The organism is Nocardia sp. NPDC057440, from assembly GCF_042802915.1.
Classification (GTDB): Bacteria; Actinomycetota; Actinomycetes; order Mycobacteriales; family Mycobacteriaceae; genus Nocardia.
In genome coordinates this window covers 508,755-517,704 of the sequence record NZ_JBHVDF010000005.1, presented here as the reverse complement: position 1 = coordinate 517,704, position 8,950 = coordinate 508,755, and the positions used below count along the sequence as shown (strand labels likewise).

8 protein-coding genes are annotated in these 8,950 nt (G+C 67.2%); 3 read left to right on the top strand and 5 right to left on the bottom strand.

What is annotated here, in order from left to right:
- Positions 1 to 142 precede the first annotated feature (142 nt).
- The gene (locus ACFU4Z_RS13635) at positions 143 to 1,495 is read left to right on the top strand and encodes an MFS transporter (RefSeq protein WP_379062504.1); all 1,353 of its coding nucleotides are present in this window, start codon (positions 143 to 145) and stop codon (positions 1,493 to 1,495) included.
- On the opposite strand, the gene ACFU4Z_RS13630 is transcribed toward ACFU4Z_RS13635, so the two are convergent.
- A complete protein-coding gene (locus ACFU4Z_RS13630; protein ID WP_379062502.1) occupies positions 1,469 to 2,011 on the bottom strand; it encodes a hypothetical protein in 543 nt (180 codons plus the stop codon). The genes ACFU4Z_RS13635 and ACFU4Z_RS13630 overlap by 27 nt on opposite strands.
- A gap of 223 nt (positions 2,012 to 2,234) precedes the next feature.
- Between ACFU4Z_RS13630 and ACFU4Z_RS13625 the strand changes: the two genes are divergently transcribed.
- Complete coding sequence (locus ACFU4Z_RS13625; RefSeq protein WP_379062500.1) at positions 2,235 to 3,887, top strand: DUF4185 domain-containing protein; 1,653 nt, start codon at positions 2,235 to 2,237, stop codon at positions 3,885 to 3,887.
- A 58-nt stretch (positions 3,888 to 3,945) separates the two neighbouring features.
- Here the strand turns inward: ACFU4Z_RS13625 and ACFU4Z_RS13620 are convergent, their stop codons facing one another.
- From ACFU4Z_RS13620 to ACFU4Z_RS13610, 3 genes are read right to left on the bottom strand one after another with little or no spacing between them, the layout of a single operon-like run.
- Positions 3,946 to 4,803 carry a biotin-dependent carboxyltransferase family protein gene (locus ACFU4Z_RS13620; protein WP_379062498.1) on the bottom strand — a complete coding sequence of 286 codons (858 nt, stop codon included), beginning with the start codon at positions 4,801 to 4,803 and terminating at the stop codon, positions 3,946 to 3,948.
- Between the two features lie 7 nt (positions 4,804 to 4,810).
- Positions 4,811 to 5,536, bottom strand: a complete 726-nt coding sequence (locus tag ACFU4Z_RS13615) for an allophanate hydrolase subunit 1 (RefSeq protein ID WP_379062496.1) — start codon at positions 5,534 to 5,536, stop codon at positions 4,811 to 4,813.
- Positions 5,537 to 5,549: 13 nt separating this feature from the next.
- A complete protein-coding gene (locus ACFU4Z_RS13610; RefSeq protein ID WP_379062494.1) occupies positions 5,550 to 6,305 on the bottom strand; it encodes a LamB/YcsF family protein in 756 nt (251 codons plus the stop codon).
- Between the two features lie 267 nt (positions 6,306 to 6,572).
- Between ACFU4Z_RS13610 and ACFU4Z_RS13605 the strand changes: the two genes are divergently transcribed.
- Positions 6,573 to 7,388 (top strand): hypothetical protein, encoded by an 816-nt coding sequence (locus tag ACFU4Z_RS13605; protein ID WP_379062492.1) that lies wholly within the window; start codon positions 6,573 to 6,575, stop codon positions 7,386 to 7,388.
- Between the two features lie 9 nt (positions 7,389 to 7,397).
- On the opposite strand, the gene ACFU4Z_RS13600 is transcribed toward ACFU4Z_RS13605, so the two are convergent.
- Positions 7,398 to 8,861 (bottom strand): CCA tRNA nucleotidyltransferase, encoded by a 1,464-nt coding sequence (locus ACFU4Z_RS13600; RefSeq protein WP_379062490.1) that lies wholly within the window; start codon positions 8,859 to 8,861, stop codon positions 7,398 to 7,400.
- Positions 8,862 to 8,950 lie beyond the last annotated feature (89 nt).

The window sequence follows — 8,950 nt, the reverse complement described above, 5'->3', positions numbered from 1 at the left end:
CCGTCGAAGCGCACGCGACGAAGTCGCAAGTCTCGACGGCTCGGAAGCGAGACCAAGGGGGCCGCGAACACGCAGCGCCGCAGGCGCTGCCAAAAAGACACACGCCGCAGGCGCCGCAAATTCAACACAGTAGCCTCGCGGCGTGTCTATTGGTCGCTCCGAGAGCTCCACACCTGCGGATGAGCGGCACGTTTCGCTGCGGAGCGCGCTGCGTGCAAGCCCCGGTGTGCTGCGGCTGGCGATGGTGCGTTTCACCGGGCAGTTCGGTGACGGCATGTTTCAGGCGGCGCTGTCGGGGGCGATTCTGTTCAATCCTGAGCGGGAAACCGATCCGCTCGCGATCGCGGCGGCCTTCGCGGTGTTGCTGCTGCCGTACTCCCTGATCGGCCCGTATGCCGGGGCGCTGCTCGACCGGTGGGATCGGCGCGCGGTGCTGCTGGTGGCCAATGCGCTGCGAGCGGTCCTGATCGGCGCGGTGAGCATCGGGCTATTGGCGGGTGCGGGTGCGAAACCGCTACTGCTGCTTGCGCTTGCGGTGGTCGGGATCAGCAGATTCGTGCTGTCCGGTGTGTCGGCGGCGCTGCCTCGGGTGCTGGACCAGCACTGGCTGGTGGCTGCGAATTCGGTGCTCGCGACGGTCGCTTCGGCGTGCGCGGGCATCGGGGCCGCGGCGTCGGTGTCGATCATCGGACTGATCGGTGCGGGCGATGCCGCTTCAGCGCTCGCGGTGGCGATCAGCGGCGTCTGGTCGATAGTCGGTGCGGTCCTCGCGGCCGGGTTCGCCCCCAGGGTGCTCGGCCCGGATCGGAAGAGCACCACCGAGGGGAGCGCGGTTCGGGCGATCGCCACCGGCCTGCGCCACGGTGCCGCAGCGGTCTGGGGATCGGTGCATGTCACCACCGCGATGCTCGGTATCGGCGCGCACCGGATCGTGTTCGGCACCAACACGCTGATCATGGTGCTGGTGCTGCGTCAGGCGCCCGCCGACGGCAGCACCATGAACAATGGGCTGACGCGGTTCGGGCTCGCCATCGGCGCGGCCGCGGCGGGCATGCTGGTCGCCGCGATCGTGGCGCCATGGCTGATACCTCGGCTGGGCAGGCCACGGACGGTGATCGCCGGGCTACTCACGGCGACGCTGGTCCAATTGGCGTTCGTCACTCCCACTGCGGTCGCCGAGGCCGGTCCCGGCGCGCACCGGGCGCATCAATTGCTGCTCGTCGGTGCGTTTCTGTTCGGATTGGCGGGGCAGACGATCAAATTGACGGGTGACGCAACCATGCAGATAGATATTGATGACACGCGGCGCGGCCAGGTATTCGCGTTGCAGGACACGGTCTTCAACATTGCCTTCGTCTTGGCGATCGCGATCACGGCACTGGTGATCCCGGCCGACGGACGCTCGCTTGCCGTGGTGGTCGCGGGTGCTGGAATATATTGCGCCGGAATAGCGGCCATCGCGCTCAATTCACGGCGCAGACCGATTACCCTCTGACGACTCGCCGACTCGCCCTTCGAAATTGGGCAGTTCGGTCGCACGGTCACCCGTCGCGGCGCGCTGGTTGTGTAATGCGCCGATTTGATCGAGCGGCGCCAACCGGTCGGCAAACGCGGACGGATTGCCGAGCGGCGCATCGGATTCCGCTGGTGCGGCGCCGATTTCCGCGCCGACACCATGGTCCGGCGCCGGGCCGGTGCGCACGATCCAATCGAGCTGCTCGCTGCCCGCATCGGACTCGGCGCCGGTGACCAGGTGATTCCAGGTGCCGAGGCCGGAGGGGTCGGTATAGAAGTGATCGACGACGCCGTCCTCGTCCAGATCCAGCGCCGCCACGTCGGCGATTCCGGCGCTATGGGAATCCCATAGCGCGTCATCGGCAAGGCCGTCACCGTCGAAATCCAGTTGCAGTGCATCGGCGACACCGGGGCCCGACAACTCCAAATCGGCCTGGCTCGACCAGACATGAATCGTGCCGTCACCCGTCCCGAAGACGTACTCGATCTCGTTCATGTCTTTTTGGACGCAACGGGCCCGCTTTCGGTTCCCTGCTGAGCCGGATCGATGCAGATTCAATGGGCTCGCCGTCCCGCATTCGGACGCCGAGGTCCGGTAAGTTGATCTTTCGGCGACCCGATTCGACAGGGAGGCAACATCACATGCGATTTCTGCCGGACAGGTCGCGAGCGTTCCTACCCGCCGCCGCCGCGAAGTGACGACAGAAATACGACCCGACGTGACGTCCCGAATCGGCGTCACTTCTTCCTGCGCCCCCGCACTGTTCGCCGTGCTCCTCGCGGGACTGTTCGCGGTGCCCGCACCCGCGCAGGCAACGCCGCACCCATGGGCGCCGCCACCGGTGAACAGCTGCGGTGAGACCGGCTTCGACCCACTCGCCCGCGAGCCGGACCCGAATGCGCCACCGCAGCCGCCCTTGCCGCCGCAGATCGATATCCCGATACCTATTCCGCAGTTCACGCCGGTCCCGGTGCCCGATCCGCCGCAGGACAACACCCGCATCGATCCCGAGCCGCTGCCCGCGGACCCGTGTGGCAATCCGTGCCCGGACATCCGCGACGCGCCCAGACCGCAAGAAAGCAGCACCGCCCCAGACCCAACCTCCGGCGCTCCTCTGCAGAGCGGCTCGAGTTCCGGCTCGGGCTCAGGTAGCGGCTCGGGCTCAGGTAGCGGCTCAGGTTCAGGTAGCGGCTCGGGCCCAGGTAGCGGCTCCGGGTCCGGTTGGCCGATCACGGTGCCGCGCATCGAGATCAGGCCCGAGATCGAGCCGATTCCGATCGCCGTAGCCGGCGGCGAGGGTGCGCCTGCGCAACCCGCGCCGCCGGCGGTGGTGCATCCGGCCGTGTCCGGCCCGCTCGCCCCGGCGGTCGCCGCGCCTCGAGTGGACTCGGTGCGGCTGGTCGGGCAGCTGACCGGACACGGTTCGGAGAACCGGACCGACATGCGCTGGCAGGTCGACGGCACCGATCTCGGTCTGATGTGGGAGACGAAGCCGGGAGAGGTCGCCGTGGTGTTCGGCGACACCTTCGGCACCGGCTGGAGCGGTGGCGGCGTAGGCGGTGAAGACGAGGATTGGCGCAGCAACGTGCTCGGCTACAGCACCGATCGCGATCTGTCCGACGGTCTGACCATCGACACGATGGTCCAGGACAGCCGCTGCCACGCCGTCGAATTGCTGGGCAGCCGCAAGATCAAGAACTGGGAGACGACCACCATCCCGACCTCCGGGTTCGCGATCGGTGATCGCCAATACCTGAGCTACATGTCGGTGAACCGGTGGAGCCGGATCCCCGGGCTGTGGTGGACCAACTACGGCGGCCTCGCCTACTCCGATGACAACGGGCGCACCTGGACCAAGGATCAGCATGCCAAGTGGGACAACCTCTTCGGCATGGGCCGCTTCCAGGTGGCGGCCATGGCCGCGCAGGGTGATTACGTCTACATGTTCGGCACCCCCAACGGTCGCATCGGCCTGATCGGGCTGGCCAGGGTGCCGAAGGCCGAGGTGTTGAACAAATCGGCCTACCAATACTGGGTCGGTGGAACGTGGGCGCCTGCCGCCGAAAATCAGGCCACCCCACTGGTTCTCGGCATGGCCAGCGAGTTGTCCGTGCGCTTCGACCAGACATCGCAGCAGTGGCAGATGGTGTATCTGGATCCGGCGCGCGGCGCGATCGTGATGCGTACGGCCGCCGCGGCCCAGGGCGCCTGGACCAATGCGGTGCCACTGGTCTCGACCGCCGATTATCCGAAGTCCTACGGCGGCTTCATCCATCCGTGGTCGACCGACAAGGATCTCTACTTCACGATTTCGGCGTGGGACAGCTACAACGTGTACCTCATGCACGCACGACTGAATCCGCCGAGCTGATATCGGCAGAACCATTGCCGGGCATGGTGTTTTCGCCGACCACGATCGGGGTGCTCGATCACCGGGCGCGGCGGAACCGCAGTGGCTGCCCGGGACGGGCCTGGGCCATCGCATCGACGTCGACGTCCACGACCACCGCTATCACCGGATAGCCACCGGTGATCGGGTGATCGGCGAGGAATACCACCGGCTGACCACTAGGCGGCACCTGAATAGAACCGAGCGCCATGCCCTCGGTGGGAAGTTCCCGCGAAACACTGCGCCGCAGCGGGGGACCGGCGCGCCGATCGAGGCGGGCGCCGATCCGATCGGTATCGGCCGACACGACCCACGCACCGTCGAAAAGCGCGTCGGCATCGAGGAACCAGTCGGCGCGCGGACCGAGTACGGCTCGGATCGTCAACGTTGCGGCGGGCAGGTCCGCGACCGGTGCGAACTCGACGTTCGGAAGGGTGTGCGGCGCAGGTCCGATCGGCAGCCGAGCACCGGAACGCAGTGGCCGCGGACCGATCCCGGACAAGGTGTCGCGACTGCGCGAGCCGAGCACCGGCGGCACGTCGACGCCGCCACGCACCGCGACGTAGCTGCGGAGTCCGGTGCTCGCCATACCGAGCCGAAGCGTTTGCCCCGCGGCCAGTTCCAGCACACTCGCGTGTCCGACCGGAGTGCCGTCGACCGAAGCGGGAGCCGGCGCACCGGTCACCGCCATGGTGCACCGCCGGTCGGCCCGCAATGTCAATCCACCGAGCAGTACCTCGATTCCGGCGCACCCCTCGGGGTTTCCGACCAATCGATTGGCCAGTCGGAAGGAAGCCCGGTCGGCCGCGCCTGCCACGCCGACGCCGGAATCGAACCAGCCCGGCCGTCCCAGGTCCTGGATCGTGGCCAGCGGACCCACCTGCTCGACAACAATCATCGGCGGCTCAGTCACGCCGGCCCGCGTCCACGAATCGCACCGGCGCGCCCACCCGAATGAGCGCAGGGGGATCCCGGTCGACATCCCACATCTCCAGGTCGGTGCTGCCGATGAGCTGCCAGCCACCCGGGGTGCTGCGTGGGTAGACGGCCGTATATCCACCGGCCAGTGCGACCGCGCCGGCCGGAATCGAGGTGCGTGCCTCGGACCGGCGCGGAACCGTCAACCTGCCGTCCGGTGACTCGAGATAGCCGAAGCCAGGGGCGAATCCGACGAACGCACACCGCCATAGGGTTCCAGTGTGCGCGGCGACGACCTCGGCGGCGCTCAGCTCGAGCGCCCGAGCCACCTCGTCGAGGTCGATGCCGTCATATCGGACGGGGATCACCACCACGTCATCGTGGATGCCGCTGTGCGGCAGTGTTCCACGGGAAACAATGTTCGAATCCTGCTCGCGCCCAGATTTATACATCTTCGCTATCAACGCACTCAGCTCCCGGCGTACCGGCTCCGAGTCCAGCGCGGAACGCAGCGTCACCAGAATCGTCTCCGCCGCGGGCAACACATCCTGGACACCGGGAATCGGGTCGCGCCGCAGTGCCGCAACGAGTTCTGTCACCGCAGCATGCTCGATCGCGGTGATCAGCAGGGCCCGGTCGCCCGCCGCTCGAATCATCCGATTCGGGTCGAGATCCGTCGCGCCGGATGCGGGGTCGCTCCGAGGGGAAGTCATCACGGCACCGGCCTCAGCAGAATGCGCTCACCGGCACGCCGCCGTCGTCCAGGGCTGCTCGGATATGTCTGGCCATCTCCACTGCGGCGGGCGAATCGCCGTGCACACAGATGCTCGCCGCGGACACCGACACCTGACCGGATCCGTCCGCGGTCCGCGCGGTGCCCGACATCGCAATCGATATCGCCTGGGCGACAGCTTCGTTCGGCTGCAACACCGCGCCGGGCGTGCCGCGCGCCGCGAGGGTCCCGGTCGGTGTGTATGCGCGATCGGCGAACCCCTCGCCGACAAAACGTATCTCGGCGTCCGCGGCGGCGCGCTCGAGCTGAGTGCCCGCGGGGCCGAGCAACGCCAGCTCACGATCGTATTCGGCGAGCGCGGCCAGCACCGCGTCGGCGAGTGCGCGCTCCTTCGAGGCCGAGTGATAGAGCGCGCCATGCGGTTTCACGTAGCGGACCCGATCGCCCGCGGCCCTGGCGAAGGCATCGAGACTGCCGATCTGATAGAGCACCTCGTCGCGCAACTCGGCAGGGGCCATGGTGATCGCGCGCCGCCCGAAGCCCGCGAGATCGCGATATCCGACGTGCGCGCCGATGCGGACGCCCTTCTCGACCGCGAGCGCACAGGTGCGGCGCATGATCGACGGATCACCGGCGTGGAAGCCGCAGGCGATATTGGCGCTGGTGACGATGTCGAGCATCGCCGCGTCATCGCCCATCGTCCACGCGCCGAATCCCTCGCCGAGATCGCTGTTCAGATCCAGCGACATGTGCCTCCTTCCGGTATTCGCTCCGGCCCTACCGCCTAGGACCTGCGTCACACTTCAGCGTGCCACGTCCCGGCGGCCGGATTTGCTCCCATCAGGATGACCGATGTCGAGAATGTCGCATGCCGGGGCGGAAGGCGTGGTCGAAGGATCGGATCGGATCAGCCCGGCCGGAGGACCCTTCCCTCGGTCGATACGGACAAAACACCCACGTGACCGGACTTGCTCGCATGCGCGTGTTCTCCGATGGCAAGTACTCTCGGAGCAATCATGGCCACGTATTTCGATCCGACGTCATGGTCACCGATGCGGGCCGTCGATCTCGGCAAGCGCCTGTTCGACCAGTCCCTGCTCGAGCAGTGGGTCTCCTTCACCACCGCATGGGTGGATCCGGTGGCCGACTTGAGCGCGGGCGCGGTCACGGCGCTGATGCCGGATGTGCTGATGACCGTGCTCAGCGAGGGCATTCTCAGCCGGTTCGGTGGCCAAGAGGTCACCGCGACATTGCTCGGACACGACCTGAACGCCACCTTGCAGGTGCTCAAGGTCCGGCGCCGCGGCGCGCACTTCCAGACCAAGACCGTGCTGTCGCGGATGCGCTGGGACGATCACCGTATCGAGTCGGTGACCGTGATCGCGCACGGCGTCCGCCTGATTCCCGGCATGCCGACCAGGGTGCGGACCCAGCAGCTCGACCTCGACGGCACCGTCACCACCGAAGCACTGGTCGGGTGGCTCAACACACTGCCGCTCGACTGGGAATTGCAAGTCGACGCGAGCGGGCTGATCAAGGCCGTACATCGGCGCAGGCTGATCACCGCGGTGGTGGACGCCGAGGTGCGCGACAACCTGCTGACCGTCGAGATCCGCCGGGCGAACTGGCTCGGCATCCGGGTGCCGCGAAAGATGCTGTCCGCACCCGAGTTACGACTCGCGGGCCTGCCGAACGATGCGCGCGTCGTGCACGCGAGCCGTGAGGGCGACCTGATCCGATTCCGGATCGAGCTGCCGCAGATCACCGGGTCGTTCGATCTGGCGCAGATCCGCTCGGCCATCGTCACCGGGACCACGCTGATCGTCTTCTGACCAGCCGATTCAGCCCTGTCTCTGCCACCATTCCATCAGCGCGGCCTCGGCCTCGTCGCGAGTGAGCGGTCCACGATCCAGCCGCAGCTCTTTCAAAAACCGCCAGGCCTTTCCGACCTCCGGACCCGCGGACAGGCCGAGCAGTTCCATGATGGCGTTGCCGTCCAGATCCGGCCGCACTCGATCCAGATCCTCCTGCTCCTGCAGGTCGGCGATCCGCGCTTCCAGCTCGTCGTAGGTGGCGCGCAATGCCGCGGCCCTGCGCTTGTTGCGGGTGGTGCAGTCGGCGCGGACCAATTTGTGCAGCCGCGGCAGCAGATCGCCCGCGTCGGTGACATACCGGCGCACCGCCGAATCGGTCCACTGCCCCTTGCCGTAACCATGGAACCGCAAGTGCAGGAACACCAGCCGGGCCACGTCCTCGGTGATCTGCTTGGGGTACTTCAGCGCCCGCATCCGCTTGCGCACCATCTTCGCGCCGACCACCTCGTGGTGGTGGAAGCTGACGCCGCCGCCCGGCTCGTTGCGCTTGGTGTCCGGCTTGCCGATGTCGTGCAGCAGCGCGGCCCAGCGCAGCACCAGATCGGGATCGCCCTCCTCCTGATCGATGGCCTGTTCCAGCACGGTGAGCGAATGCCAGTACACGTCCTTGTGCTGGTGATGCTCGTCGATCTCGAGTTTCATCTCCGGCACCTCCGGCAGCACCCGCTGGGCCAGCCCGGTCTCGCACATGATGTTGATGCCATCGATCGGGTGCGCCGCGCCGATCAGTTTGTCCAGCTCGGTGCGCACCCGCTCCGCGGTGATCCGATCGATCTCGGCAGCCATCGCGGCGATCGCGGCCCGGACCCTCGGATGCAGCTCGAAACCGAGCTGCGCGACGAAACGGGCGGCGCGCAGCATGCGCAGCGGGTCATCGTGGAACGAATCCTCCGGCGCCGCAGGGGTATCCAGCATTCCTTCGAGCAGCGCTTCCATCCCGCCGAGCGGATCGACGAACTCCATCGCCCCGTCCGCACCGATCCGCACCGCCATCGCGTTGACCGTGAAGTCCCGGCGGACCAGGTCGCCCTCGAGCGAGTCACCGAAGGTCACCTCGGGATTGCGGGAGACCCGATCGTAGGAGTCGCTGCGGAAAGTAGTGACCTCCAGCTGCTGATCGGCCTTGGACGCGCTCACCGTTCCGAAAGCAAGCCCGCCGGTATCCCACAGATGATCGGCCCAGCCGCGCAGCATCTCCTGCACCTGCTCCGGCCGCGCGTCGGTGGTGAAATCCAGATCCGTCCCCAACCGGCCGAGCACCGCATCCCGCACACTGCCCCCGACCAGGTACAGCTCGAATCCCCGCGCCGCGAACAATTCACCGAGTGGCGTCAGCACGTCGGACAACCTGCCGAGCGTGACCGCGGCCGCAGCCAGCAATCGGGTACGTCGATCCTGCGCTGCTACATCCTCAGACTGGGGCGAAACCACGAATCAGCAGCTTACCGAGCCCCGCCAACCGATATTCCAGCGCAACCCACGCAGCACCCCTCAGATATATAAGGCCCCTCGCATAGCCG